25 protein-coding genes and 1 tRNA gene are annotated in these 25778 nt (G+C 60.2%); 12 read left to right on the top strand and 14 right to left on the bottom strand.

Going from position 1 to position 25778, the window contains the following annotated elements; all coding sequences use genetic code 11:
• Positions 1-11 precede the first annotated feature (11 nt).
• The 6 genes from dapB to JNB85_RS07100 form a co-directional block, all read right to left on the bottom strand.
• Positions 12-836 carry a 4-hydroxy-tetrahydrodipicolinate reductase gene (gene dapB, locus JNB85_RS07125; RefSeq protein WP_220333642.1) on the bottom strand — a complete coding sequence of 275 codons (825 nt, stop codon included), beginning with the start codon at positions 834-836 and terminating at the stop codon, positions 12-14.
• Positions 837-854: 18 nt separating this feature from the next.
• On the bottom strand, positions 855-2642 hold the full coding sequence (locus tag JNB85_RS07120; RefSeq protein ID WP_220333641.1) for an ABC transporter ATP-binding protein: 1788 nt from the start codon (positions 2640-2642) through the stop codon (positions 855-857).
• A 94-nt stretch (positions 2643-2736) separates the two neighbouring features.
• Entirely contained in the window at positions 2737-3753 is a 1017-nt protein-coding gene (locus JNB85_RS07115) for a glucokinase (protein ID WP_220333640.1), read from the bottom strand.
• 28 nt (positions 3754-3781) lie between these two features.
• Positions 3782-4162 carry a methylglyoxal synthase gene (locus tag JNB85_RS07110; protein ID WP_220333639.1) on the bottom strand — a complete coding sequence of 127 codons (381 nt, stop codon included), beginning with the start codon at positions 4160-4162 and terminating at the stop codon, positions 3782-3784.
• A 104-nt stretch (positions 4163-4266) separates the two neighbouring features.
• A complete protein-coding gene (gene mepA, locus JNB85_RS07105; protein ID WP_220333745.1) occupies positions 4267-5274 on the bottom strand; it encodes a penicillin-insensitive murein endopeptidase in 1008 nt (335 codons plus the stop codon).
• A gap of 228 nt (positions 5275-5502) precedes the next feature.
• On the bottom strand, positions 5503-6075 hold the full coding sequence (locus tag JNB85_RS07100; RefSeq protein WP_220333638.1) for a hydrolase: 573 nt from the start codon (positions 6073-6075) through the stop codon (positions 5503-5505).
• Between the two features lie 40 nt (positions 6076-6115).
• Between JNB85_RS07100 and JNB85_RS07095 the strand changes: the two genes are divergently transcribed.
• The 8 genes from JNB85_RS07095 (at position 6116) to pncB (ending at position 15550) form a co-directional block, all read left to right on the top strand.
• Complete coding sequence (locus JNB85_RS07095; protein WP_220333637.1) at positions 6116-6751, top strand: TetR/AcrR family transcriptional regulator; 636 nt, start codon at positions 6116-6118, stop codon at positions 6749-6751.
• 105 nt (positions 6752-6856) lie between these two features.
• Complete coding sequence (locus tag JNB85_RS07090; RefSeq protein WP_220333744.1) at positions 6857-8689, top strand: extracellular solute-binding protein; 1833 nt, start codon at positions 6857-6859, stop codon at positions 8687-8689.
• 149 nt (positions 8690-8838) lie between these two features.
• A complete protein-coding gene (locus tag JNB85_RS07085) occupies positions 8839-9927 on the top strand; it encodes a microcin C ABC transporter permease YejB (protein WP_220333636.1) in 1089 nt (362 codons plus the stop codon).
• A complete protein-coding gene (locus JNB85_RS07080) occupies positions 9927-11075 on the top strand; it encodes an ABC transporter permease (protein ID WP_220333635.1) in 1149 nt (382 codons plus the stop codon). Before JNB85_RS07085 ends, JNB85_RS07080 begins: the two co-directional genes overlap by 1 nt.
• Positions 11072-12700, top strand: a complete 1629-nt coding sequence (locus JNB85_RS07075) for an ABC transporter ATP-binding protein (protein ID WP_220333634.1) — start codon at positions 11072-11074, stop codon at positions 12698-12700. The genes JNB85_RS07080 and JNB85_RS07075 overlap by 4 nt, the downstream gene beginning before the upstream one ends.
• A gap of 24 nt (positions 12701-12724) precedes the next feature.
• On the top strand, positions 12725-13684 hold the full coding sequence (locus tag JNB85_RS07070) for a 2-hydroxyacid dehydrogenase (RefSeq protein ID WP_220333633.1): 960 nt from the start codon (positions 12725-12727) through the stop codon (positions 13682-13684).
• Between the two features lie 88 nt (positions 13685-13772).
• Entirely contained in the window at positions 13773-14066 is a 294-nt protein-coding gene (locus JNB85_RS07065; RefSeq protein ID WP_220333632.1) for a hypothetical protein, read from the top strand.
• A gap of 179 nt (positions 14067-14245) precedes the next feature.
• Positions 14246-15550, top strand: coding sequence for a nicotinate phosphoribosyltransferase (pncB, locus tag JNB85_RS07060; protein ID WP_220333631.1), 1305 nt, complete (start codon positions 14246-14248; stop codon positions 15548-15550).
• Here pncB and JNB85_RS07055 read toward each other — a convergent pair.
• Together JNB85_RS07055 and JNB85_RS07050 are read right to left on the bottom strand one after the other, a co-directional pair.
• Positions 15547-16539, bottom strand: coding sequence for a DUF72 domain-containing protein (locus JNB85_RS07055; protein ID WP_220333630.1), 993 nt, complete (start codon positions 16537-16539; stop codon positions 15547-15549). The two genes, pncB and JNB85_RS07055, sit on opposite strands and share 4 nt — an antisense overlap.
• An 83-nt stretch (positions 16540-16622) precedes the next feature.
• Positions 16623-17114, bottom strand: coding sequence for a histidine kinase (locus JNB85_RS07050; protein ID WP_220333629.1), 492 nt, complete (start codon positions 17112-17114; stop codon positions 16623-16625).
• Between the two features lie 294 nt (positions 17115-17408).
• Here JNB85_RS07050 and JNB85_RS07045 point away from each other — a divergent pair, with 294 nt between their 5' ends.
• Entirely contained in the window at positions 17409-17654 is a 246-nt protein-coding gene (locus tag JNB85_RS07045; RefSeq protein ID WP_220333628.1) for a helix-turn-helix transcriptional regulator, read from the top strand.
• A gap of 266 nt (positions 17655-17920) precedes the next feature.
• Positions 17921-20593 carry a CHC2 zinc finger domain-containing protein gene (locus JNB85_RS07040; RefSeq protein WP_220333627.1) on the top strand — a complete coding sequence of 891 codons (2673 nt, stop codon included), beginning with the start codon at positions 17921-17923 and terminating at the stop codon, positions 20591-20593.
• 250 nt (positions 20594-20843) lie between these two features.
• Here JNB85_RS07040 and JNB85_RS07035 read toward each other — a convergent pair whose 3' ends face one another.
• From JNB85_RS07035 to JNB85_RS07010, 6 genes are all read right to left on the bottom strand, one after another.
• On the bottom strand, positions 20844-21050 hold the full coding sequence (locus tag JNB85_RS07035) for a hypothetical protein (RefSeq protein ID WP_007827331.1): 207 nt from the start codon (positions 21048-21050) through the stop codon (positions 20844-20846).
• A 246-nt stretch (positions 21051-21296) separates the two neighbouring features.
• Positions 21297-22262, bottom strand: coding sequence for a hypothetical protein (locus JNB85_RS07030; RefSeq protein ID WP_220333626.1), 966 nt, complete (start codon positions 22260-22262; stop codon positions 21297-21299).
• Between the two features lie 144 nt (positions 22263-22406).
• A complete protein-coding gene (locus JNB85_RS07025) occupies positions 22407-22913 on the bottom strand; it encodes a hypothetical protein (protein ID WP_220333625.1) in 507 nt (168 codons plus the stop codon).
• A gap of 29 nt (positions 22914-22942) precedes the next feature.
• The gene (locus tag JNB85_RS07020; RefSeq protein WP_220333624.1) at positions 22943-23452 is read right to left on the bottom strand and encodes a hypothetical protein; all 510 of its coding nucleotides are present in this window, start codon (positions 23450-23452) and stop codon (positions 22943-22945) included.
• 73 nt (positions 23453-23525) lie between these two features.
• Positions 23526-23666, bottom strand: coding sequence for a hypothetical protein (locus JNB85_RS07015; protein ID WP_220333623.1), 141 nt, complete (start codon positions 23664-23666; stop codon positions 23526-23528).
• Between the two features lie 131 nt (positions 23667-23797).
• A tRNA-Ser gene (locus tag JNB85_RS07010) sits at positions 23798-23887 on the bottom strand.
• A 223-nt stretch (positions 23888-24110) separates the two neighbouring features.
• Here JNB85_RS07010 and JNB85_RS07005 point away from each other — a divergent pair.
• Entirely contained in the window at positions 24111-24428 is a 318-nt protein-coding gene (locus tag JNB85_RS07005) for a hypothetical protein (RefSeq protein ID WP_220333622.1), read from the top strand.
• A 319-nt stretch (positions 24429-24747) separates the two neighbouring features.
• Positions 24748-25740 (top strand): BMP family lipoprotein, encoded by a 993-nt coding sequence (locus JNB85_RS07000; protein ID WP_220333621.1) that lies wholly within the window; start codon positions 24748-24750, stop codon positions 25738-25740.
• The last annotated feature ends 38 nt before the right edge of the window (positions 25741-25778 follow it).

Here is a 25778-nt window from a genome sequence, read left to right as displayed (position 1 = left end):
CCGAGAAATGGTCAATGGGAAGAAAGCCCGAGAACGTCGAGCATGGAATAGAGCCCCGGCTTCTTGTCGCGCGCCCAAAGGGCTGCCTTGATGGCGCCGCGTGCAAAGATCGAACGGTCGGTTGCGCTGTGCGAAAGCGTGACGGTCTCGCCTTCGCCGGCAAAGAGCACGGAATGCTCGCCGATGACGGAGCCGCCGCGCAGCGTCGCAAAGCCGATCGTTCCGGCCTCCCGCGCGCCGGTGTGGCCATCACGCACGCGCACGGATTTCGCGGCGAGATCGATATTGCGGCCCTTTGCGGCGGCGTCACCAAGCAGCAATGCCGTGCCCGAGGGCGCATCGACCTTGCGCTTGTGATGCATTTCGAGAATTTCGATATCCCAGTCGGCGGCATCGAGCGCCTGGGCTGCCTGCTGCACGAGAACGCTGAGCAAATTGACACCGAGGCTCATATTGCCGGATTTGACAATGCGGGCATGGCGCGCGGCCGCCGCAATCTTTGTATCGTCCTCCTGCGAGCAGCCGGTCGTGCCGACCACATGGACGATGCGAGCCTGTGCCGCAAGGCCGGCGAATTCGATGGAGCCGGCGGGCGAGGTAAAGTCAAGCACGCCCTCGGCATGCAGGAAGGCGGCCAGCGGATCGTCGCCGATGATGATGCCGTTGGCACCGAGCCCAGAGATTTCGCCGGCATCCTTGCCGATGAAAGGCGAACCCGGCCGCTCGATCGCCGCATGCAGTGTCACGCCCTCGATGGAATGGATCAGACGGATGAGCGTCTGCCCCATGCGCCCCGCCGCTCCGACCACAACCAGTTTCATCGCAGCGTCGCTCATGTCAGTCCGTCATCCCGATCAGTGTGAATCAGAAGCCGAAGGCCTCTGCAGATTGTTGAGGCGAGCGTAAAGTCCGTCGCTGACCTTCGCAAGCGTCTCGTGATTGCCCTCTTCGACGACGCGGCCCTGCTGCATGACGATGATCTTGTCGGCGCGCACCACCGTCGAAAGCCGGTGGGCGATGACGACGACAGTGCGGCCGGTCATGGCTTCGTCGAGCGCCTTCTGCACGGCCGCTTCCGATTCGGTATCGAGCGCCGAGGTCGCCTCGTCGAGAAGCAGGATCGGTGCGTTGCGCACCAGCGCGCGGGCGATCGACAGCCGCTGACGCTGGCCGCCGGACAGCGTCACGCCGTTTTCGCCGACGGGCGTGTCATAGCCCTGGGGCTGGGAAACGATGAAATCGTGCGCATAGGCAAGCCGCGCCGCCTTTTCGATCTCTTCATCCGTCGCGTCCGGACGGCCGTAACGGATATTATCGCGGATCGTGCCTTCGAAGAGATAGGGCTGCTGCGAAACATAGGCGAGCTGCCGGCGCAGCGACTGCTTGGTCACATGCGCAATATCCTGACCGTCGATCAGGATCTGGCCCTCCCGCGGATCGTAGAAGCGCGGAATGAGGTTGATGACGGTGGATTTGCCCGCACCCGAGGGCCCGACGAGCGCGGTGGTCTTGCCGCCTTCAGCCGTCAGCGTCACGTGATCGAGCACGCTCTCGTTGCCATAGGCGAAGGAGACATTGCGCAGCTCGATCTTTGCCTCGGTCACGACAAGCGGCTTTGCATCCGGCAATTCGCGCTGGCGCGGCTCCATGTCGAGCAGCTCATAGATCATCCGGGCATTGACGACGGCGCGCTCCATCTGAACCTGCAGGCGGGCAAGGCGACGGGCCGGATCATAGGCGAGCAGCAGCGCGGTGACGAAGGAGAAGAAGGCGCCCGGCGGCACGCCCTGATAGATCGAGCGGTAGGCGGCATAGGCCAGCACGCTTGCAACGGCAAAGCCGGCAAAGCTCTCCGTCAGCGGCGATGTACGCTCGGAAAGCCGCGCGATGCGGTTTGCCCGGCCTTCGGCAGCGCCGATCAGCTTGTTGACCTTGTTCTCCAGCGCCTCCTCCATCGTGAAGGCTTTGACGATGGAAATGCCCTGGATCGTTTCCTGCATGGCGCCGAGAACGTGGCTGTTGAGGTTGACCGCCTCGCGGGTGGCCGAGCGCAGACGTTTGGAAACGTAGCGCAGCGCATAAAGCAGCGGCGGCGCCAGAATGAAAACGGCAAGGCTGAGCAGCGGATCCTGAACGACCATGACGCCGATCAGCGAGACGAAGGTCAGGAAGTCGCGCACCGTCGAGGTGATGGTGAGGTTCAAAACGTCGCGGATGCCGGTGACGTTCTGGCTGACCTGAGCGGCGATATGGGCCGAGCGCGCCTCGTTATAATAGCCGACGGAAAGCGTCATCAGGTGCGAATAGATCCGCCGCTGATAGCGCGCGACGATATCGTTGCCGATCCTTGAAAGGGCGACGCCCTGCCCGTAGCTCGCAAAACCGCGCAGCATGAAAGCGATGAAGATCGACAGACAGATGATCCACACCACGTCGGCACGCCGATTGGCGAACGCCTCGTCGATGATCGCCCGCATGATCCAGGCGGTAAAGGCTGTCGAAAGCGCCACGACGATGAGGCAGGCGATTGCGAAGACATAGCCCCAGAAATGGTCCCGGCCGTTTTCCGCGATGATGCGTTTCAGGATCCCCGTCACGGTATCGCTGTTGGCGTGTGGCTTTCTGCTGTCGGCGGCTTCCAAAAATAGGCTTCCTGTCTCGGGGCTGCGTGCCGCAGGCGCGGCACGCATATGCGCGGGCTCTATAAAGAGTTGGAGTGGCTTTGGCTAGACGGGCTCAGGCCCGCCAGCGCCGTCCATCCGTCGAAACGCCGAAGTTTGCGGGCATCCGCGCATAGGAAGAAAGCCCGGCAAGAGCAGCCAGCGGATGCGTCACGACATAGGTCGGGATCGTGCGCAGCAGGGCCGAATGCGGCGCCTTGTCTTCGAAGGCGGCCCGGAATTCCGGCTTTCTCAGGGCCGGCAGGATCTTCTGAGAGATGCCGCCCGAGAGATAGACGCCGCCGCGGGCCATGAACACCAGCGCCATGTCGCCCGCCACGCGGCCGAGATAGGTGGCAAACAGCGAGACGGTTTCGACTGCGGCCTTGTCGCTGCCGACGAGCGCATGCGATGTGATGTCCGCCGGGTCGCTCATGGTCGGCGTGGCACCGTCGGCCGCGCAGATGGCGCGGTAAAGATTGACGATGCCGCGGCCGCAGAGGATCTGCTCGGCCGAAATGCGGCCCTCGATGGTCTCGATATGCGGAAAGATCTCATAGTCGCGTTTGCTGCGCGGCCCGAGATCGACATGCCCGCCTTCGCCAGGAACCGGAATCCACGTCGACTGGGTATGGACGAGACCACCGACGCCGAGGCCGGTGCCGGGCCCGAGAACGAGCCGGGACGCCACCATGTCGCCTGCAGCACTGCCGATGCGCTCGCGGTTCTCGTCGGAAAGCGCTGCAATCGCCAGCGCCTGAGCTTCAAAGTCGTTGACGATGAGCACATCGACCAGGCCGAGGCCCTCGATCATTCGCTTCGGCCGTACCACCCAGGGGCAGTTGGTCAGCGGGATTTCATCGGCCTTGATCGGGCCGGCGACGGCAAGGATTGCGGCGCGCGGCTGCACGGACGTCTTGTCGAGCACGCCCTTCTGGATCGCCTCGTCGATCGTCTCGTAATCGGCCGTGCGCACATTGGGAAACTGCTTCGGCTCCGCATAGGCATCCGTCAGGATGGAGAACCGGGCATTCGTGCCGCCGATGTCGCCGATCAGGATCGGAAAAGGCAAGGGAGTAGAGGATGCAGTCATGGCCGGTTCCGTGCTGGTGCCTGAAGGATCAGGCGTTGAGGGTAGGGAGAAGCTTTTCGGCTGTCGACTCGTTCAGCGCCATCGGAATGTCGTAGACGATTGCAAGCCGCATCAGCGCCTTCACATCGACATCATGCGGCATCGGCGTCAGCGGGTCCACGAAGAAGATCAGAGCCGAGACCTCGCCGGTGGAGATCAGCGCGCCGATCTGCTGGTCGCCGCCGAGCGGCCCGCTTTTCAGCCGCGTCACATCAAGATCGGGAGCGGCATCGAGGACACGCCCGCCGGTCGTGCCGGTGGCGACGATTTTCCAGCGGGCGAGGAGGTCTCTGTTGCGGCGGGCAAACTCCGCCATTTCGTCCTTCTTCTGGTCATGCGCAATCAATGCGAGGCATTTGTCGCCGGCCATGGACGGACCCTCCGCGCGAGTAATTCAATCGATTTGGCCGCTTCTACACCAGCCGTTTGCGATTTGAAAGACAGTCGCCCGCCCGCCTGTTTAGCCGATCGAGCCTATTGCACGACCGGCTTGTCGTTCGGAACCGGGCCGAGCGAAGGAAGCGCGCTGCCGGTATCGACAGGTGGTGCGGCCGCCGGGGCTGCCGTCAGGGCACTCGCCGCAGAAGGGCCGCCATAGGTGCCAGCTTCGGTAGAGGCGATGGACGGGGCATCGACGACGGCGGAGCAGGCCTTCGGAAGGTCGGAGACCATGACCTCGCGCGGCGGCTTCGGCGGCTTTGTGCTGGGCTTCGGCGCCGCCCAGGGCTCCTTGGTGAACCACCAGGCAAGCGACTTGTCGCAGCCGTCGCCGGCAGCCACTGGTGGCTGTGGCGTACAGCCGTTAGCGCCCGGCGGGCATTTGATGCGGATATGGAAATGCGAATCGTGCCCGTATTCGGGCCTGAGCTTGCCGAGATTGGTGCGGTCGCCCGTCCAGGTGTCGCACAATTTCTTCTTGATCGCCGGGTTGACGAAGATGCGCTGGACCTGCGGATAGCTTGCCGCCAGCATCAAAAGTTCCGCCCGCTGCTCGCTCCACACTTTCGGGTCGAGGGTCAGGAACTTGTCCTTCTGCAGCATCGAGATGAAGGGCAGGTCTTCCCGCTCTTCATAGCTCATGCGATGCGAGGGCATCGGCGTCAGCCAGACATCGGCATCGAGGCCGATCTGGTGTGAGGCATGGCCGTTCGGCATCGGCCCGCCGCGCGGCTGGGCGATATCGCCGACGAGGATACCGGGCCAGCCGATCCTGGTGCGCGCATCCTGGGAGAATTTTTCCAGAAGCGAAATCATCGCCGGATTGCCCCAGCGCCGGTTGCGCGACAGACGCATCGCCTGCCAGGTCGGCCCGTCTGCCGGCAGTGCTTGGGCCCCTGTCATGCAGCCCTTGGCGTAGAAACCGATCGGCTGCGCCGGCCCCTGCGTCGGCAATTTCTCCGCGCCGAAAATCGCCTTGGCGCTGCCGGGGCTCGGCGCCTTCTGCTCGGCGTTGACATCGCCGGCGACAAGGCTTGCGCCCATTGCGCCCGCAAGCGTCAGCTTGCCAAACGTCCTGACATCAAGCGTCGGCTTGCCAAACGTCCTGAAACCGAATGTCAGTTTGCCGAAAGTCCTGAAAGCCTGAGCCCTGAAAGCCATGCCGTTCCCTTGCCGCATTTACCAAAGTGATTTGCAATCGAATCTACCGTGAAAAGCAATTTTGGTGAATCGATGTTTTGCCAGGCGGGGCGCGGACGGATCGCCGCAGCGTCACGCGTTGGCCAGAACCTCTGCGGTTTTGCGCACGCGCGAAAGGCGCGGCAGGATGCGCTCGCAGGAAAGCGAATGCATTTCGGCGGTGAAGGTGCTCATCGCGTCCTCGACGGCGATCACAGCGTAATTATGCGCAAACGCATCGCGGATCGTCGCCTCGACGCCGAAATTCGTGGCGATACCCGTCAGGATCACGGTCCTGATGCCGCGGCGGCGAAGCTGGAGGTCCAGTTCCGTGCCGTAGAAGGCGCTCCACTGATGCTTGATGATATGGACGTCGGCCGCGAGCGCTGCAATTTCCGTCGGAGCCGCAAGTGCTGTCGCCGGAAGACCGCCTTCGGGGAAAACCGCCGGCTCGTCCACCAGCTGGTTGACAGCATCGGCATAGTCCGGGGAGAATCCGACGGTGACGAGGATCACTATCCCGCCTTCGGACTTCAATTTGGTGGCGATGGTAGCTGTATTCTCGATCACCTGCTGGGCAGAATGAGGGGCGAGTTGCCGGCTGACGATGAAGCCTTGCAGGTCGATGGAAATGAGCGCGGTGGTCTTCGGATCGTAAAGGGACATCGGGAGTCTCCGGGGAAGAAAATATGAGGTTATCCTCACAATGATAAATACGAGGATTGCCTCACAAAAATCAAGCCCGGAACCGCAGACCCGTGTGCCGAAACGCCAACGCGGCCATGAACGCGTCGCGATCCTGCTGGAAGCGGCAGCCAGGGTCTTTCTCGAAAAAGGCTATGACGCCGCAACCATGACGGAGATCGCCGCGGCCGCAAATTCTTCAATCGGTTCGCTCTACCAGTTCTTCCCGACCAAGCTTCTGCTTGCCGAGGCGCTGCATATCGATCGCCTGCAGCGTCTGAACGGCGGGCTCGCCGAACTCGCGGAGAAGACCAGGGGAAAGAGCGCTGCCGAAATCGGCGATGCCATCTTCACGCGGTTCGGCCGCTTCATCGAGGAGCATCCCGAATTTCCGGTTCTCGCCGCCAGGCGCGACGTGCCCAAGGAGCGCAAGGCGAAATCGCGCGCGGAGCTTCGCGGCGGCATTACCGCACTGCTGAAGAATGCGGAACCTTCGGTCGAGCGCGATGTCGATCTCCTTGGCGCCCTCGTCCTGGAGCTTCTGCGCATCATCGTCGCGGCCGCCAACGACCCCGATGGCTCGGGCGATCCGCGCCTGGTCGGAGAGCTCAGGCGCATGCTCCGCAAGCGGCTCGAGGAAGTGACACCCTGCACGTGAGCGGTCGGGTCAAAATTTCGCGAGCCCGGGAAAAAACAAAGTCTTTCCTGTTTTTCGCCTGCATTTCTCGTATTGTCGGCGAAACTAATAACAGGGGAAGAATGAATAGTGGCTTCGTGGTCGAAAATCGGTGTTCTGGTAGCATTTCTGGCTTCGCTTATACCTGCGGCTGTGTTTGCTCAGGATCAGCAGTTCCAGATTGGCAGTTCCGTCGTCAGCGAAATGAAGTACAAGCCGGGCTTTACCCGCTTCGACTACGTCAATCCCGATGCCCCGAAAGGCGGCGACCTGCGTCTGTCTTCGAGCGGCACTTTCGATACTTTCAATCCTTTGCTGGCAAAAGGCCAGACGGCGGTCGGTCTGTCGCTCGTTTACGACACCCTGCTGAAGCCAGCCGATGACGAACTCCTCGTCTCCTATGGCCTGCTTGCCGAGGGCCTTTCCTATCCGCCCGACGTATCGAGCACGACCTTTCGCCTTCGAAAGGAGGCCAAATGGGCAGATGGCCAGCCGGTCACGCCCGAAGACGTCGTTTTCAGCTTCGACAAGACGAAGGAGCTGAACCCGCTTGCCGGAAACTACTACCATCACGTGGTCAAGGCCGAGAAGACGGGCGAGCGGGACGTTACATTCACCTTCGACGAGAAGAACAATCGCGAGCTGCCGAACATTCTCGGCCAGTTGGTGATCGTGCCGAAACACTGGTGGGAGGCGCCGGGACCGGACGGCAAGCCGCGAGATATTTCGAAGACGACACTTGAGCCCGTCATGGGGTCAGGGCCGTACAGGATTGCCGCCTTCTCGGCTGGTGCGACGATCCGCTACGAATTGCGGGATGACTATTGGGGCAAGGACCTCAATGTGAACGTCGGTCAGAACAATTTCCGCAACATTCTCTACACCTATTATGGCGATCGGGACGTCGAGTTCGAAGCGTTCCGCGCCGGCAACAGCGATTACTGGCAGGAGACTTTTGCCGCGCGTTGGGCAACGGGATATAATTTCCCCGCAGTGAAGGAAGGGCGCATCAAGAAAGAAGATGTCACCAATCCCCTGCGCTCCACCGGCATCATGCAGGCGCTGGTGCCGAATATGCGGCGCGACATCTTTAGGGATGAGCGGGTGCGCGAGGCGTTGAACTACGGTTTCGATTTCGAGGAATTGAACCGCACGATCGCCTTCAACAGCTACAAGCGCATCGACAGCTACTTCTGGAACACCGACCTTGCCTCATCTGGCCTTCCGCAGGGCAGGGAGCTGGAAATTCTTCAGGGCCTGAAGGATCAGGTCCCGGCGGAGATATTCACGACCCCCTACAGCAATCCCGTTGGTGGGGATCCGCAGAAGAGCCGCGACAACCTTCGCAAGGCGATCTCTCTTCTGAAGGAAGCCGGCTGGGAGCTGAAAGGCAATCGGATGGTCAATGCCAAGAGCGGCCAGCCGATGAGTTTCGAGATATTGTTGTCGAGTCCCCTGCTCGAGCGCTGGGCGGTGCCCTATGCCACCAATCTGAAGAAGATCGGCATCGATGCGCGGGTCCGCACGGTCGATGCCGCGCAATATACCAACCGCGCACGCAGCTTCGATTACGATATGATCTGGAATGTCTGGGCTCAAACCGTGAATCCGGGTAACGAACAGGCCGACTACTGGGGATCGGCTTCCGCCAACCAGCAAGGCTCGCGCAACTATGCCGGCATTGCCAATCCGGCCATCGATGCGCTCGTTCGCATGATTATCTTTGCTCCCAACCGGGAAGAGCAGGTCGCTGCCATCAAGGCCATGGACCGTGTGCTGCTCGCCAATCACTATGTCATTCCGCTGTTCTACCGCGATACCTATTCGATCGCCTATTGGAACACGGTGACACGTCCGGCAGAGTTTCCGGCATACAGCCTCGGCTTCCCCGATGCCTGGTGGTCCACCTCGGCCAAATGAGCAGACTTGCAATGCGAGGATGCCTGCGCTCCAAATGGCATCGGCGAATCATGGAACGCCGGCACCCGCCGGCAAGGGAAGGCTGGCAGATTGAACGGCAATAGACTGGACGGCATGCAGGCGAAGATATCCCCGGAGGCGCGAGACTGATGGGGGCCTACATCCTTCGCCGCCTGCTCCTGATGATCCCGACGATCATCGGCATCATGGCAATTTCCTTCGTCGTCGTGCAGTTCGCGCCCGGCGGCCCGGTCGAGCAGGTGATCTCCCAGTTGACCGGCCAGGCCGACAGCGCCGATCAACGCCTGTCCGGCGGTGGTGATCTCGTGGTCGGTGGAGCAGATGACGCCGGCTCGAAATATCGCGGCGCCCAGGGCCTCGATCCGGAACTGATCGCCAAGCTCGAAAAGCAGTTCGGCTTCGACAAGCCGCCGCTGACCCGCTTCGGCGAAATGATGTGGAACTACATCCGCTTCGATTTCGGCGAGAGCTTCTTTCGCAATACGACCGTGCTCGATCTCATCAAGGAAAAGCTGCCGGTTTCGATCTCGCTCGGCATCTGGATCCTGATCTTTTCCTACGCCATTTCCATTCCGCTCGGCATCCGTAAGGCGGTCAAGGACGGCTCCTCCTTCGATGTCTGGACATCAGGCGTCATCATCGTCGGTTATGCCGTACCGAGCTTCCTGTTCGGCATCCTGCTGATCGTGCTCTTCGCCGGCGGCTCCTTCTATGACTGGTTCCCGCTGCGCGGCCTCGTCTCCGATAATTTCGACCAGCTCACCTGGTGGCAGAAGCCGCTCGATTATTTCTGGCACCTCACGCTGCCGCTGATCTCGCTGTCGTTGGCATCCTTCGCCACGACGACGCTTTTGACCAAGAATTCCTTCATCGACGAAATCAAGAAGCAATATGTCATCACCGCGCGCGCCAAGGGCCTGAACGAGCGGCAGGTGCTTTACGGCCATGTTTTCCGCAATGCCATGCTGATCGTCATCGCAAGCTTCCCGAGCGCCTTCATCTCCGCCTTCTTCACCGGTTCGCTGTTGATCGAGAACATTTTCTCGCTCGATGGTCTCGGCCGCCTCGGTTACCTCTCGGTCGTCAACCGCGATTACCCGATCGTGTTTGCGACCCTCTATATCTTCTCGCTGCTCGGCCTCTTCGTCGGCCTGATTTCCGACCTGATCTATACGTGGATCGATCCGCGCATCGATTTCGAGCGGAGGGACGTCTGATGGATGCCGCCGCAAACGCAACGACATCAGCACCCGTCCGCCCGCCCCGCAAGGGCCTGCTCTCGCCCACCAACATCAGGCGCTGGCGGAATTTCAAGGCCAACAAGCGCGGCTACTGGTCGCTTTGGCTCTTCCTCATCCTCTTCGTGCTCAGCTTGCTTGCCGAGTTCATCGCCAATGACAGGCCGATCATCGCCTCCTACAAGGGCGAGATCCTTTTCCCTGTCATTATCAATTATCCCGAGGAGAAGTTCGGCGGCTTCCTGGCCGAGACGGACTATCGCTCCTCCGTCATATCGGACGAGATCGATGCCAATGGCTGGATGATCTGGCCGCCGATCCGCTATTCCTACCAGTCGGTCAATTCCAATATCCCGCATTCGGCCCCGACGCCGCCTTTCTGGCTGATGTCGAAGGAGGAGCGCTGCTCGGCCTATCCGCAGGGCGTCGACGATCCCGGCTGCAGGCTCGGCAATCTCAACTGGCTCGGCACGGACGATCAGGCGCGCGACGTGCTCGCCCGCGTCATCTATGGTTTCCGCATTTCCGTTCTCTTCGGCCTGGTGCTCACCATCTGCTCGGCAGTCATCGGCGTGACCGCCGGCGCCGTCCAGGGCTATTTCGGCGGCTGGACGGACCTGTTTTTCCAGCGTTTCATCGAGATCTGGTCCTCGATGCCGGTGCTCTACATCCTGCTGATCATCGCCGCCATCCTGCCGCCCGGCTTCTTCGTGCTGCTCGGCATCATGCTGCTCTTCTCCTGGGTGGGCTTCGTCGGCGTCGTGCGAGCCGAGTTCCTGCGTGCCCGCAATTTCGAATATGTCCGGGCCGCTCGCGCCCTCGGCGTCAACAACCGCACCATCATGTGGCGGCACATGCTGCCGAATGCGATGGTCGCGACCCTGACCTTCCTGCCCTTCATTCTCTCGGGCTCGATCACCACGCTGACCTCGCTCGATTTCCTGGGCTTCGGCATGCCGCCGGGCTCTCCCTCGCTCGGCGAACTGATCGCCCAGGGCAAGGCCAATCTCCAGGCGCCATGGCTCGGCCTGACGGCCTTCTTCACCATGTCGATCATGCTGTCGCTGCTGATCTTCATCGGCGAAGCGGTGCGCGATGCCTTCGATCCGAGAAAGACGTTCCAATGAGTGAAACCCTGCTCTCCGTCCGCGATCTCTCGGTCGCCTTCCATCAGGGCGGCGAAACCTCGCTCGCCGTCGACCGCATCTCCTTCGATATCGGCAAGGGCGAAGTGCTGGCGCTCGTCGGCGAATCCGGGTCCGGCAAGTCGGTCTCGGCAAACTCCATCCTGCGGCTTCTGCCCTATCCCTCGGCCAGCCACCCGGGCGGCGAGATCTTCTTCAAGGGCAAGGACCTCTTGAAGGCCTCCGACCGCGAGTTGCGCGAAGTGCGCGGCAACGACATCACCATGATCTTCCAGGAGCCGATGACATCGCTCAATCCGCTCCACACGATCGAAAAGCAGATTGCCGAAATCCTGGCGCTGCACCAGGGCATGACCGGGCAGGCTGCGCGCGCCCGCATATTGGAGCTCCTGAACCAGGTCGGCATCCGCGAGCCTGAAAAGCGGCTGAAGGCCTATCCGCACGAGCTCTCGGGCGGCCAGCGCCAGCGTGTGATGATCGCCATGGCACTCGCCAACCGGCCGGAATTGCTGATCGCCGACGAGCCGACGACAGCGCTCGACGTCACCGTCCAGGCGCAGATCCTCGAACTTTTGCGCAAATTGAAGGGTGAGCATGGCATGTCCATGCTCTTCATCACCCATGATCTCGGCATCGTGCGCAAATTCGCCGATCGCGTCTGCGTCATGACCAAGGGCAAGATCGTCGAGACCGGGACGGTGGAGGAGGTCTTTTCCAACCCGAAGCACGATTATACCCGCCACCTGCTTGCCTCGGAGCCGCGCGGCGAACCGCCGCTGACCGACGCCTCCAAGCCCGTCGTCATGGAAGGCAACGACATCAAGGTCTGGTTCCCGATCAAGGCCGGCCTCATGCGCAAGGTCGTCGATCATGTGAAGGCGGTCGATGGCATCGATCTGACGCTGCGCTCCGGCCAGACGCTTGGCGTCGTCGGCGAATCCGGCTCCGGCAAGACCACGCTTGGCCTGGCGCTGACCCGCCTCATTTCCTCGAAGGGCCGCATTTCCTTCGTCGGAAAAGATATAGCAAGCTATTCGTTCACGGAGATGCGGCCGCTGCGCAACCAGCTCCAGGTCGTCTTCCAGGACCCCTACGGTTCGCTGAGCCCGCGCATGTCGGTCGGCGATATCGTCGCCGAAGGCCTGAAGGTGCACGAGCGCTCCCTCTCGTCCGAGGAGCGCGACCAGCGCGTCTGCTGGGCGCTCGAAGAAGTCGGCCTCGATCCGCTCACCCGCTGGCGCTTCCCGCACGAATTTTCCGGTGGCCAGCGTCAGCGCATCGCCATTGCCCGCGCCATGGTGCTGAAGCCGCGCTTCGTCATGCTCGACGAGCCGACCTCGGCGCTGGACATGAGCGTGCAGGCGCAGGTCGTGGACCTGCTGCGCGACCTGCAGAAGAAGCACGATCTCGCCTATCTCTTCATCAGCCACGATCTGAAGGTGGTGAAAGCGCTTGCCAATGACGTCATCGTCATGCGCTTCGGCAAGGTGGTGGAGCAGGGGCCATCGGCGGAAATCTTCCAAGCGCCGAAGGATGACTATACGAAGGCATTGATGGCAGCCGCCTTCCATATCGAGGCGGTGCCCACATCAGCCATTCGGCAGTAAAGATGGGCAGCAGTAAAGAAGATCATGTCAGCAAGACCTCCCATCCTCGTCGATCTCAAGTTCGACCCCGAAACCGTTGCCCGCATCCTCAAGACCGCCTTTGCCGATCGCGGCAGCATCAATTCAGCCGATCCCGCCAGCAAGGCGCTCGACCTGACTGGCGTGGACTATGCGCTGCTCTGGAAGCCGGATGCCGACATCTTTGAACGCGCGCCGAACCTGAAGGTGCTGTTCTCCGGCGGCGCCGGGGTCGATAGCATCCTCTCCATTCCTGATTTGCCCGACATCCCGATCGTCCGCTTCGTCGATCGCAGCCTGACGACGCGCATGAGCGAATGGGTGGTGATGCAGTGCCTCATGCATCTGCGCCTGCAGCGCCAGCATGACCGGGACCAGCGCGACCGCGTCTGGGGCAAGCTCGTCCCGCCCGAAGCCGCCGAAATCACCGTCGGCGTCATGGGCCTCGGCATTCTCGGCCAGGATGCCGTCGCCAAACTCAGAGTCATGGGCTTCAACGTCATCGGCTGGTCGCGCTCGAAGAAGAACGTCGAAGGCATTGAAACCTTCGACGCTTCCGAACTCGATACTTTCCTGTCGAAGACCGATATCGTCGTCGGCCTGCTGCCGCTGACGCCCGACACATCAGGCCTTTACGACAAGTCCTTCTTCTCCAGGCTCCGTCAGGGCGGCGCGCTCGGCAAGCCTGTTTTCATCAATGCCGGCCGCGGCAGGAGCCAGGTCCAGGCCGATATCGTTGCGGCGATCGAGGGCGGCGTGCTCGGCGGCGCCTCGCTCGATGTGTTCGAGGTCGAGCCGCTGCCGGCGGACGACCCGCTCTGGCATCTGGAGACCGTCTTCATCACGCCGCATGACGCCGCGATCTCGGAAGAGAATGCGCTTTTCCGCCATGTCGAAACGCAGATCGCACGTTTCGAACGCGGCGAGCCGCTGCAATTCGTCGTCGATCGCACCGCAGGTTACTGACGGTATCAGGGAACTTCCCCTGCCGATTCTCGTTTTCTTCGCACAAGCTCTGCAGGCCCGGCCTGCGGATGAGCGGAAGGAGACGATCATGGCGGATATGGAAACGCGGTGGGAAAAGTCCGATCGTAAGCTTCATGCCGAAGAACAGATTTCGCCGGTCAAGGCGAAGCAGGGCCGCACCGGTTATCGCATCCTGACCGTGCTGATCGCTGCACTGGTCCTGGCTTTCCTCATCTGGATCCCCGTCGAGATTTGGGGTCAGAAGGAGGCCGATGATGTCGCCCCGCAGCAGCCCGGCCAGCAGATGCAGTACCAGGTTCCGCAGCCTGCGCCGCAGAATGGCGGCACGGCCCCGGCCCAGCCCGCGGCACCGGCGCAATAACCGGCTGATATCAGATATTTGGATCACGTCCCGCAGTCGTCAGTGCCGCGGGACGTTGCCTGTTGTTTTTTCTGGACTTTGTTTATCGATTTTTCGATAAGAAGGCGCACGAGCCGGTTTCGTGCGCTGGCCGTTGACAAGGCCGCACCTGACCGGATTGACGGACAGGCAGGAGCTTCATGGCCAGGACCGATATAGCAAGGCGCGTCTACAATCACACCTGGAAACTCGATCCGATCATCCGCAGTCTGATCGATACGGATTTCTACAAGCTCCTCATGCTGCAGATGATCTGGAAGCTCTATCCAGATGTCAGCGCCTCCTTCACCCTCATCAACCGCACCAAGCGCGTGCGCCTCGCCGAAGAGATTGACGAGGGCGAGCTGCGCGAGCAGCTCGATCACGCGCGTACGCTGAGGCTCGCCAAGAAGGAGATGATCTGGCTCGCCGGTAACAGCTTCTATGGCCGCGCTCAGATTTTCGAGCCGGAATTCCTCGCCTGGCTTTCCAATTTCCAGCTGCCGGAATACGAGCTCTCCAAGAAGGACGGGCAATATGTGCTCGATTTCCATGGGTCGTGGAAGGAAACGACCATGTGGGAAATCCCCGCCCTTGCCATCATCAACGAGCTGCGCTCGCGCGCCGCCATGAAGGCGATGGGCCCCTTCACGCTCGATGTTCTCTACGCCCGCGCCAAGGCCAAGATGTGGGCCAAGGTGGAGAAACTGCGTGAGCTGCCGGGCTTGCGAATCTCCGATTTCGGCACCCGCCGCCGCCACTCGTTCCTCTGGCAGCGCTGGTGCGTGGAAGCGCTGAAGGAAGGCATCGGCCCCGCCTTTACCGGCACCAGCAATGTATTGCTGGCTATGGATTCCGATCTCGAAGCCGTCGGCACCAATGCCCATGAGCTGCCCATGGTCGCCGCAGCTCTTGCCGAGACGGACGAGCAGCTGAAGAACGCGCCCTATAAGGTGCTGCGCGACTGGAACAAGCTCTATGGCGGCAACCTCTTGATCGTGCTGCCGGACGCCTTCGGCACCGCCGCCTTCCTGCGGGATGCGCCCGAATGGGTTGCCGACTGGACCGGCTTCCGCCCGGACAGCGCCCCGCCGATCGAAGGCGGCGAAAAGATCATCGACTGGTGGAAGAAGATGGGCCGCGACCCGCGCCAGAAGCTCCTGATCTTCTCCGATGGCCTCGATGTCGATGCGATCATCGATACCTACAACCATTTCGAGGGCCGCGTGCGCATGAGCTTCGGCTGGGGCACCAACCTGACGAACGACTTCGCCGGCTGCGCACCGACCGATACGTCGGATTTCCTGCCGATCTCCATCGTCTGCAAGGTCAGCGACGCTAATGGCCGCCCGGCCGTCAAGCTCTCGGACAACCCGCAGAAGGCGACCGGCGAACCCGCCGAGGTCGAGCGCTATCTGAAATTCTTCGGCACCGAAGACCGGACCGATCAGGCGGTGTTGGTCTAGGGCGCAGACCGCAGCGCCGGCCAATGCTGGCACGGCTCCTGGGTGACGGGCTTTCCGCCGCGGCGTGTCGGTCTGACGGTGACGCTGTCATCGGGCGGCAGCGCGACCCCGAGCTTTTCGGCGAGCGAGCGGGCATCCGCCGGCGCGCGTACCTTCACGTCATTGTCGAAATAGACATAGACATCGCGCCCTTTCGCGGATCGTTTCAGCGGCGCCTCGACGCGGTTGGCATCATCGGGCTCGATTCCATGTGTCCAGGCATCGATGCGGCCGGCCCAGCGATCAAGCGCTTCGTCATCATAGCCGCTGACGTAAAGCTGCTCGGATCCATGCAGGCGGCAGTAGATGAAATCCGCCGTCACATCCATCAGCAGCGGCCATTCCACGGTATCGGCGACCACCAGCCCGACCTTGTGTTTGCGCAGCAGTTCGATGAATTCCGGCGCGCAGAAACTGTCATGGCGGATTTCCAGCGCATGGCGCATCGGCTGCGTCGTCTCGCTCCTCGTCCAGGCGCGGCCGTCGAGCCGCTCGTCATGCTGTTTTGCCATATCGGCCGCAGCTTCCGTATCCCTGGGCAGCATTGCCAGGAAGTTGTCGAAGAGCTCGGCATCGAATTTCTGCCTTGGCGGAAATTGCCAGAGGATCGGCCCGAGCTTCGGCCCCAGGCGCAGAAGGCCCGAGGCGAGGAAATTGGCGAGCGGTTTGTCGATGTCGCGCAGGCGCTTCATATGGGTGATGTAGCGCGAGCCCTTGACCGAAAAGACGAAACCATCAGGAGTCTCATCGCGCCAGCTGGCGAAAGCGTCCGGCTTCTGCAGCCCGTAAAATGTGCCGTTGATCTCGATGGAGGGAAACTGCCGCGAGGCATAGGCAAGCTCGCGCTTCTGCGCCAATTCCTTCGGATAGAAGACGCCGCGCCACGGCGCATAGGTCCATCCCGAGATGCCGATGCGGATCGCGCCTGTCTTTGTCTTTGCTTTTGTCATGCAAAGGGAACTGTGCCGGGGCGCGCTTGTTCCCGAATGAAAAAGGCGCCGCTTTGCCGGCAGCGCCTCGCATCGCCTCAAGCTCAGCCGGCCGGCTTCAGCGAGCTGATAATGGCGATCAGCTCGTCGTCATGGGCGTCCTGCTTGCCCTTGGTGCCCCAGTAGGTGATCAACAGCAGCTTGCCCTCAGCAGGCGAAAGCACGGCGACCCCGATATTGACCGGCCCTTCCTTGTCGCTGCCATCCCAGTCGAAAGTCTTCATCTTCATGCCGTTGATCTCGGCTTCGGACTCCTTCTGGGTCTTCTCCTCGATACTGACGCCATTCTTCTGCAGGAAGGCGAAGGCCTCGTCGATGATCGTGTCGCTGGTCTTTTCATCGGCAACGTCGATGGAAAGATAGATCGCCGAATCCTCGGACGTCGCGTCGATGCCGGTCTCCGTTTCCTTCGGCCCCCAGCTATCGGGAATGGTGACGGTCGCGACCGGATCGTCGCTTGGAAATTCCAGCGTTTCCGCCTGGGCAATCACAGGCAGGAATGCCGCGAAAGCCGCGGCGATGATGAATGTCTTCATGTCAGGTCCCCGGATGGCCGCGTTCCGGCGGGCAGCAGCCCTTGCCGCCCCTCTCGCTCCCGATCGCGCCACATCGGATCGTAACCGCATTTTGCTTTGCCAAACCTTACCGGGAGCGGGACGCGGGCGCGCCGGCGCGATCCATTTTTGGTGTCTTCGGGACAATGGCAGCCGGGGAGCCGGCAAATCTGCGTTGAGCCAAAGGAGATGCCCGCGGCACGGCGCGACTTCGTCCCGATAACTGTTCGCCTCTACGGATACGCACAGGCACATAACGAGACCTGGAGAGAAACCGTGGAAGTCACGCCGAAAATTCTGCTGAACATCAGGCAAGTCACAGAGGCGACCGGCATCAGCCGCGCCAGCATCTACCGGCAGATGAAGGCCGGCCGGCTTCCCTTCGTGAAACTCGGTTCCCGCACGCTGTTCCGCCCCGCGGATCTGCAGGATTTCGTCAATCGGAACCTCCAGGCTTCGGGCTGGCGGCTTGTCGACGACGCTCTTAGCTGCCGCCATCGGGGGCCTGAGATCGTTGTTTGACGGCTGGCCAGGGGGATGTGCCGCGACGCGTGTTCCCCCTTCTCCCCTGGGGGAGAAGGTGCCCGAAGGGCGGATGAGGGGGCTACAGGCACCGCGCTTCCCACCAAACAGCTCTCTCGATGACAGCGTCGAACAGCAACGCCGCCGGCGTATAATAGCATCATCCGCCGGCATCCGTGGCCCCCTCATCCGGCTCTTCGAGCCACCTTCTCCCCGCTGGGGAGAAGGGGAAACAAGCAGCTCCCACCTTTCACACGGAAAATTTCATGTCACGAATACACGCACACCCATCCTCCGGCGAACCTGACGATATCGCGCGTCTGCGGCGGGACGTGTCGCTGTCTTCGACCGTCACGCAATATCGCTGCAAGCTCAGCCGGAATGGCCGGGAGTTCGAAACCCGCTGCCCCTTCCATGCCGAAGACACGCCATCGTTCAAGATTTTCATAGCACACGATGGAATAGAGCGCTTCCACTGCTTCGGCTGCGGCAAGCAAGGCGATGTCCTTGATTTCGTGCGGGAGGTGAAGGGCGTCGATCTGCCCGAAGCAATCCGCATCCTCGGCGGTATCGGCAGCCGGCCGAATGCCCGGCCGAAGCTGGTCGAGGCCCGGGATGCCTATCAGGGCATAACGGTCCTGCCGCCGCCGGCGGAGCTGCTGGCGCCCGGCCGGCTTGTCAGGCTCTACAATCCCAAGCGCAGGGGCGGGCGCTCCGAATGGGGCTCCTTTGCGCCGTCGATGGTGTTTCCCTATCGCCAGGCGGACGGTTCCCTTCTTGGCTATGTGCTGCGTCATGATCTCGCCGATGGGGCCAAGGAAACGCCGATGGTCATGTTCGCCCGCCTGGCCGACGGAACGGAAACATGGTGCCGCTTCCCGTTTCCGAAGCCGCGGCCGATCTACGGTTTGCCAGATATCGGCGCGGATATCGACAATGGGCAGGTGATTGTCGTCGAGGGCGAGAAATGCCGCGACAGGCTGCGCCAGTCGAGCGGATGCGCCGTCGTCTCCTGGGCGGGCGGGACGCAGGGCGTCAAGCACACCGATTGGTCGCCGCTGTCAGGCCGCGACGTGCTCATCTGGCCGGATTTCGATTCCCCGGGCATGGCGGCGGCCAATGAAATCGCCCGGCACCTCACAAGCCTTGGGGCGCGCGTCCGGCTTGTCGGCCTTGCCGATGTCGCTGCCGCAAGCGCGCTCGAATGCTATCGCTTCGAAGACTGGCGCGCCGGCCTCTTTCCGCCCCGCGGCTGGGATTGCGCCGATGCGCTGGATGACGGATGGACGCAAGCCGAGATCGACGCCTTCATGCAGGAAACGATGCGCCCCTTTACGCTGCCGGGTGCTGAAGACGAAAAGCCTGTAACGGTCGAGGGCGCGGGCCGCGCATTGCGGCGGAAAACAGTCGTCGGTGACATGCCCTCGCAAACCAGGAAGGAAGACGGCCGGCCGAGGCTCATGTTCCACGAAGCCGACCTTTCGGAAGTGGTGACGAGTGCCTGCCGCCTGGTGGTCGAGGCCGGCGCGCGGCTCTACGCCCGCGATACGGCCCTGTTTCAGGCCGTCCGCGTTGCGGGCAAGGAAAAGACGGTGCTGGTTCCCGCCGATGAGAATGCGTTGATCGACATCCTGTCGAAACACGTGCTCTGGCTGAAGCCCGACGAGAGAAGGAAGCTCGGCTACAGGGATATATCCTGCCCGGCGCTGGTCGCGAAATCCATCATTGCGCGACACGGCGATTGGCCTTTTCCGCAGATCAGGGCGATCGTTTCCCTGCCGATGATGCGCAGCGATGGCACCATCATCGATGCGCAGGGCTTCGACCGGCAATCCGGCATCCTCTTCGAATCGAACAGGACATGGCCCGCAATACCCGATTGCCCCGACAGGGCTGCGGCGCTGGCAGCGCTGGAGACCATCAGGAAGCTCATTTCGAGCTTTCCCTTCGTCAGCGGCGTCGATGAATCGGCTGCACTCGCCATGATCCTGACGGCGATCGTCCGCCCCAGCCTCAGCACCGCGCCGCTCTTCGGCGTGAATGCGACGGCGCCCGGCACCGGGAAATCCAAGCTGGTGGATGTTGCCGCCATTCTCGCGACCGGCCGGGTCGCTGCGGTAAACTCCTATGCGGGCGACGACAGCGAGCTGCGCAAGGTCCTGGAGGCGCGGCTCCTGCACGGTGCCAGTTTCATCAGTCTCGACAATCTCTCGGTGCCGCTTCGCTCCGATCACCTTTGCCAGGTTCTGTCCCAGGAGGAAGTCAATATTCGTCCGCTCGGCGCGTCCCTCGCGCTGGATTCGGCAACGGCGGCGATGTTCTGCGCCACGGGCAACGGCCTGCGCTTTGCCGGCGACCTGACGCGGCGCGTGGTGCTGATCAACCTCGACGCCGGCGTCGAGCGGCCGGAAGAGCGCGTCTTTGAGAGCGACGTCATCGAGGACACACGCCGGCAGCGGGTGGAAATCGTCACGTCAGCCCTGACGCTCCTGCGCGCCTTCATCGCCAACGAGGCCGACAAGGTCTCGCCGCCGCTCGGCTCCTTCGAGCAATGGTCCAACCTCGTCCGCTCCGCCCTCGTCTGGCTCGGCCTGCCCGATCCGCTCGGCAATGCGGCCAAGATCCGGGACAATGACCCGGAGAAGGAGCGCACGTCGGCAATCATCGCGGCCCTGCCGGCCGGCAAACCCTGGGCCGTGGCCGATATCGCCAGGATGGTGGACGAAGGAGCTTTCGATCCTGTTGGTAACCGCCGGCATGAGGGGCTGGTGGAGGCACTTTCCGAGTTCATCGACTATGGCAAGCTGAATACGACGCGGTTCAGCGGGTTCTTACGCAAGCACGTCGGAAGGATCGTCAACGGGCAGAGGATCGTCAGCGCAGGAAAAAACCGCGTGAATGGGGCTCTCTGGGAGGTCGAAAGCGCTGGGAAAAGTTGAGGCAAAGGCGCTGCCTGCGTGACAACGCCGGGCCGCACGGATGATTTCGTCGAAATGGGAACTAAAATCCGCCCCGATAGAGGCTTTCAGATACCTCTCTGCATAGGATGCATAGGATGCATAGGATTTTTCATCTGACGCGTGGGAAATGTCAGATAATGACATGACAGAAACTGAATCTGACAATTCCTAGAGAGCCGCTGAAATTGCCTATGCATCCTATGCATCCTATGCACCCAGCGAAGATGATCTACTTCGACAGCCAGCTTTCGAAATAGTGGCGCACAGCCGCACCCGCGCCGAAATGATCGGTCGTATCCAGCCTCGCAACGGCGCCGCGCACGACGTCAGCCATAACGGCCGCAGGCACGATGCCGGACTTGACCAAGCTTTGAAACAGTTCCTCCACCAGGATAATCGTCCCGATCGCTTCGTCTTCAGCCTTGAAATTGGTCATTGCTGGTCTCCCCGGTTGTGTTGTTGGCGATGAAGTGGCTATGCATCGAAATGTATGGACCAAATTATCGTGTTAGGGTGGAGTTGTGGAGAAGCCCACGAATTTCTGGGGGGAGGTCTGGCTTTTCGAAGAGAGTTGGGTTGCCAGGCTGCGTAATGGAGGGCCTGATCGTTCCGGCATCTTCGCCGTCGGCTTCGAAATCAACAATGCCTCGGAGAAATTGGCGCGCGGACCCTGACTTGCAATCTATGATTCTGATGGCTTCGGATTTTTACTATCACTTTTCCGCTTGATGTATCCTCGCTCGACCAGGCTAAGCCAATCCGCCACTCCTTCGCCGTAGACTTCCTTTTGGCGCCTTTCATATTGCGATGGTGCGATTTGTGGCAGACCCTGAATTTCGTGGAGTACGGTATAATCCCTGTAGGGCATCCTTATTCGAGTGAGGATGAGATAGCTCGTGCTTAGGACACCGTTTGCGATAGATGCGCCGGCGATGACATAGCTCCAAATCCCAAGTCGAGCGTTTTTCCAAATGTCGACTGCAATTGCCATGTAGAGAGCCGCATAACAGCTGAAGTAAATGAGGATAGCTATAAGGAACGCTACCGACGCAACCATAAAGAACTGGCTGTAGATGCGAGAGTAGCTGATGTGAGGGAGTTGCGTTGGAGATGGAGGAGGAAAATTCTCGAAGTAGAAGTATTTTGCTATATATATCCCTCTAAGCTCTAATGGAAATTTGTTCATTATTACAAATTTCATTGCACTATCGAGAGTGTACATATTATTCTGTATGATAAAGCAATACAGGCCCGTCATGCTTGAGTAGAATATCAAGAAATCCTTGACGCCCTTCGGATCCACAACCGAGACGCCGGGGATCGTGAAAGTAAGGCCAATTGAAAAGTAATCGGTGAGCAGGAATGCGAAGATCATCATGTTGATGAAAAGGATTCGATTTGCATTCGTGCGTGCCGCATCGCGTGTGGGAAGTAGATCGTCAACGAACTTTTTATCCAGTTTGAAGTCGTCGTCTTCGGGCTCATAATTTTCCAAATCGAGATTTGTAATCTCGCCTGGCGTCTTCCAAATTAAAGGAAAGTTCTTGCGGAATCGTCGCCGCTCACGAAGGCGATACGCCGTCATTACGAAGGGCCAAGTAATCAATACGTAGAGCTTTTGAAACTTCGTGCGCGGCGAGACAGTCATACTGAATCTGAGGCTCAAGCCTGTTCTTAGAATCAACCTATAGCATTGCAAAAATGACTTTTAATGTCGAGCTACGTGGTCACCCAACGTTTCTCCCTACTGGGAGATTTCTTGTACTTTTTGGAAATTCGCTCAAGCGTGTGCTTAGAGGGTCGCGACCAGGTGCAGGAATTTCAAGCCTCCGACCGCAACACAAACGATCGATGCTAAGACGATAACCACGCAGGCCCAGCGGAAGAGGTTCCCGACCTTGACGGCAATTTGAGATCTGCGAGGCGGTTTTACGTAGGGGTGCTCCCAATCGTGGACGTGATTGGAGACTGCATCAAGATATGCTAGCTGGCTGAAATACGCCAACCCCGGCGCAAGTACCGTGAAGAGCAGTCCTCCAAGCATCCAGGATAAGGATTCGTTGAATAATTCAAGCGCGTCCGCCTTTCCAGACAGGCGCACATAGTTTGCACTGTAGAAACCGAGGCTGGCGGCGACGCCTCCTGCAGCCACCAATGCCGGCGCTCGCATTGCGGCGATTGAGAACGCCTCGATCTGCTTGTTGTGGATTTCCTCGGCCTTAAGATCTCGATCATGCGCCCGCTCGGCCGTTCGTATTTTAAGGTCTCGCAGTTTTGAAGCATCATCTTCGCCGGACATAAGCCCTCCCATATCGCCGACTTGCCGCTTTAAATGTCTATGTTCTTTGGCTCCCCGCCATAACTCTTTCGCAGCTCGTTGCGATCATGAAACCACTCAATAGGCGTCCGCACGCGCTTTTCAGGCATCATCATGTAGGATTGGCAGAGCTTGGGATATTCGTCGAAGAAATCGGCGAGCTTCAAGCCGCACTGGTACATGCCATCCGGTGCAAGATGGGCTCGTGGGTTTTCTGTGTTGTAAATCGAATTCCACATCCGAAGCTGTACGACCACATTATATGTCTCTTTGAGGTAGTCATTTACGTCGCTTCCGAAGAGAAATTTCGAGTTTTGGACCGCGATATTTAAGTCGACAATTTGATTGTGTTCAGCATTGCCGGCCCCCAAAATCGGCCGCACTGCGGCAAGAACGTCGTTGTAAGCCTCGAAGCGCCGATCGAAGAGGTCGAGGACGAATTTCTGTCGCGCGAGATACCATTGCATAAGGGCAATGATTGCGGCGACCAAAGCAACTAAGAGCGTCAGCCAGGCGGTCATTATTGATCCAGAGATTCGACGGCGACTTCAAATATCTGCGCTGAGAACATTTTCAGCAAGCGACAACCTGTCGTTAGCTCTGGCTAAACAGCGATTTCCCACTCATCGCCGTCATCGTCCGTTTCGCCTGGCGTTTGTCGAACGCGCGATCGAGCGCGTGGCGATCCCAGACGGTGCTGCCATGATCCGCTTCGGCTTCGGCATCTTTCGCCATGCCGTCAAATAGGCTGCAGTCGTCGATACCATGCCGGAACGATCAGGCCGGAAAAAGGAAATCGTCCAACAATTCGAAACTGTTGGACAAAACGACGATTAAGAAGCTGAAATGTATGAAAATGAAAAAAATGGCGGACAGAGAGGGATTCGAACCCTCGGTACGCTTTCACGTACACACGCGTTCCAGGCGTGCGCCTTCAACCACTCGGCCACCTGTCCATTTGCGTTTCGCACCGGAGAGGAGCAAATCGTCGGAACGGCGCGATATATACCGATGAATTTTTGCCGATCAACCCAAATCTAACAGTTTTTTGACTTCTTCCGATAAAACTGCGGGCATGCCGTCCATTGCGCCGTGCCTGCTCCAAGCCTATCTCTAGGTTTGAGTGCAGAATGGCGCGGCTTGCCGGACATCATGGCACACCCGTCGTCGGAGGATTTGATGCGTTTCTTGTTGCGTCTTGCCAGTTTGTTTGCGCTGGCAGTTGCCGTCATTGCCGGAACCATCGATTCCATTCAGTCTGTCGCATCCTCGCAAGTGGTCATAACCCCGATCTCGGATGCATGGGAGGAGGTCAGCCCGTCGACGCTCTCAGCCCTCCAGTCGGCCGTCTCCTATTACGTCCATCCGCGTTTCTACGCTTTCATCTTTCAATGGCTCATGCTGCAGCCGGCCTTCGCCGTGCTTCTGGTGCTGTCGCTCATCCTGTGGATGATCGGCTACAAGAAGCCGCCGGTGGCAGGCCGCTTTACCGCATAGCTGAAGAGGCTGGATGGTCTGAAAAGGGCAATCGGCAGTTCCTGAAACGGCGGGATGATGGGCCCGATGCCGCCTGGGCGCTGGTTAGAAAATCCGCATTTTAGCGGCCGATTTGCCCAGAATTCAGCACCCGTGGATCGATTTTCGGCAATAACCGCAAATCTTTACCAACCGAAAAATTTCTCGTGAATTTTTCGTTGAGCCATGCAAGGATGCGCCCAGCCAGGCCTCCGGGGGGAGGTCGGTGGTTCCGCAGACATGCCTGAAAAAGGCTTGCGGGAGGACCCCAGATAAATAGCAACAACAGGGCTGCACACTCATGAAAAAATCCCTTCTCACCCTCCTTGCCGTGGCAGCGATGTCGACGACGGCGCTTGCCGCCGACATCAAGCCGGCTCTCGTTTACGGCACCGGCGGGAAGTTCGATAAGTCCTTCAACGAAGCTGCCTTCAACGGCGCTGAAAAGTTCAAGAAGGAAACCGGCATCGCCTACCGCGATTTCGAGCCGACCGGCGACACCCAGGGCGAGCAGGCCATCCGCAACTTCGCAAGCCGCGGCTTCAACCCGGTTGTTGCCGTTTCCTTCGCCTGGACCTCGGCTGTCGAGAAGGTTGCCGCTGAATTCCCCGATACCAAGTTCATCATCGTCGACTCCGTCGTCGACAAGCCGAACGTTCGCTCCGTCCTCTACAAGGAAGAGGAAGGCTCCTATCTCGTCGGCATTCTCGCCGGCATGGCGTCCAAGACCGGCAAGGTCGGTTTCGTCGGCGGCATGGACATTCCGCTGATCCGCAAGTTCGAATGCGGCTACGAGCAGGGCGCGCGCGCCGCCAAGGCTAACATCGAAGTCTTCCAGAACATGACCGGCACGACCGGTGCAGCCTGGAACGACCCGGTTCGCGGCGGCGAGCTCACCAAGAACCAGATCGACCAGGGCGCTGATGTCGTTTACGCGGCAGCCGGCGCCACCGGTCTCGGCGTTCTGCAGACGGCAGCCGACAACAAGAAACTGTCGATCGGCGTCGATTCCAACCAGAACCACCTGCATCCGGGTTCCGTTCTGACCTCGATGGTCAAGCGCGTCGATCTCGCCGTCTACAACGCCTATAACGACACCAAGAACGACAAGTTCACGGCCGGTGTCCAGTCTCTGGGCGTCAAGGAAGACGGCGTTGCCGCCGCCATGGACGACAACAACAAGCCGCTGATCACGCCGGAGATGCAGGCTGCCGTCGACAAGGCCAAGGCCGACATCATCGCGGGCACCATCAAGGTTCACGATTACACCACGGACAATGCCTGCCCGAAGTGAGTCGTAACTGAGATCGGGCGTATGGCGGACAAGCATTT

Source organism: Rhizobium mesosinicum, assembly GCF_019511345.1.
Classification (GTDB): domain Bacteria; phylum Pseudomonadota; class Alphaproteobacteria; order Rhizobiales; family Rhizobiaceae; genus Rhizobium; species Rhizobium mesosinicum.
The sequence above is the reverse complement of the archived record's forward strand: the minus strand, read 5'-3'. Positions and strand labels throughout refer to the sequence as shown.

Excerpts from the sequence above, each read along its gene's own strand:
- JNB85_RS07075 (WP_220333634.1), top strand. The coding sequence starts at position 11,072 with ATGAGTGAAACCCTGCTCTCCGTCCGCGATCTCTCGGTCGCCTTCCAT.
- mepA (WP_220333745.1), bottom strand. The coding sequence starts at position 5,274 with ATGGGCGCAAGCCTTGTCGCCGGCGATGTCAACGCCGAGCAGAAGGCG.
- JNB85_RS07020 (WP_220333624.1), bottom strand. The coding sequence starts at position 23,452 with ATGACCGCCTGGCTGACGCTCTTAGTTGCTTTGGTCGCCGCAATCATT.
- JNB85_RS07115 (WP_220333640.1), bottom strand. The coding sequence starts at position 3,753 with ATGACTGCATCCTCTACTCCCTTGCCTTTTCCGATCCTGATCGGCGAC.
- JNB85_RS07000 (WP_220333621.1), top strand. The coding sequence starts at position 24,748 with ATGAAAAAATCCCTTCTCACCCTCCTTGCCGTGGCAGCGATGTCGACG.
- JNB85_RS07055 (WP_220333630.1), bottom strand. The coding sequence starts at position 16,539 with ATGACAAAAGCAAAGACAAAGACAGGCGCGATCCGCATCGGCATCTCG.
- JNB85_RS07040 (WP_220333627.1), top strand. The coding sequence starts at position 17,921 with ATGTCACGAATACACGCACACCCATCCTCCGGCGAACCTGACGATATC.
- JNB85_RS07080 (WP_220333635.1), top strand. The coding sequence starts at position 9,927 with ATGGATGCCGCCGCAAACGCAACGACATCAGCACCCGTCCGCCCGCCC.
- JNB85_RS07030 (WP_220333626.1), bottom strand. The coding sequence starts at position 22,262 with ATGACTGTCTCGCCGCGCACGAAGTTTCAAAAGCTCTACGTATTGATT.
- JNB85_RS07050 (WP_220333629.1), bottom strand. The coding sequence starts at position 17,114 with ATGAAGACATTCATCATCGCCGCGGCTTTCGCGGCATTCCTGCCTGTG.
- JNB85_RS07015 (WP_220333623.1), bottom strand. The coding sequence starts at position 23,666 with ATGGCGAAAGATGCCGAAGCCGAAGCGGATCATGGCAGCACCGTCTGG.
- JNB85_RS07070 (WP_220333633.1), top strand. The coding sequence starts at position 12,725 with ATGTCAGCAAGACCTCCCATCCTCGTCGATCTCAAGTTCGACCCCGAA.
- JNB85_RS07065 (WP_220333632.1), top strand. The coding sequence starts at position 13,773 with ATGGCGGATATGGAAACGCGGTGGGAAAAGTCCGATCGTAAGCTTCAT.
- JNB85_RS07005 (WP_220333622.1), top strand. The coding sequence starts at position 24,111 with ATGCGTTTCTTGTTGCGTCTTGCCAGTTTGTTTGCGCTGGCAGTTGCC.
- JNB85_RS07110 (WP_220333639.1), bottom strand. The coding sequence starts at position 4,162 with ATGGCCGGCGACAAATGCCTCGCATTGATTGCGCATGACCAGAAGAAG.
- dapB (WP_220333642.1), bottom strand. The coding sequence starts at position 836 with ATGAGCGACGCTGCGATGAAACTGGTTGTGGTCGGAGCGGCGGGGCGC.
- JNB85_RS07085 (WP_220333636.1), top strand. The coding sequence starts at position 8,839 with ATGGGGGCCTACATCCTTCGCCGCCTGCTCCTGATGATCCCGACGATC.
- JNB85_RS07095 (WP_220333637.1), top strand. The coding sequence starts at position 6,116 with ATGATAAATACGAGGATTGCCTCACAAAAATCAAGCCCGGAACCGCAG.
- JNB85_RS07100 (WP_220333638.1), bottom strand. The coding sequence starts at position 6,075 with ATGTCCCTTTACGATCCGAAGACCACCGCGCTCATTTCCATCGACCTG.
- JNB85_RS07025 (WP_220333625.1), bottom strand. The coding sequence starts at position 22,913 with ATGTCCGGCGAAGATGATGCTTCAAAACTGCGAGACCTTAAAATACGA.
- JNB85_RS07035 (WP_007827331.1), bottom strand. The coding sequence starts at position 21,050 with ATGACCAATTTCAAGGCTGAAGACGAAGCGATCGGGACGATTATCCTG.
- pncB (WP_220333631.1), top strand. The coding sequence starts at position 14,246 with ATGGCCAGGACCGATATAGCAAGGCGCGTCTACAATCACACCTGGAAA.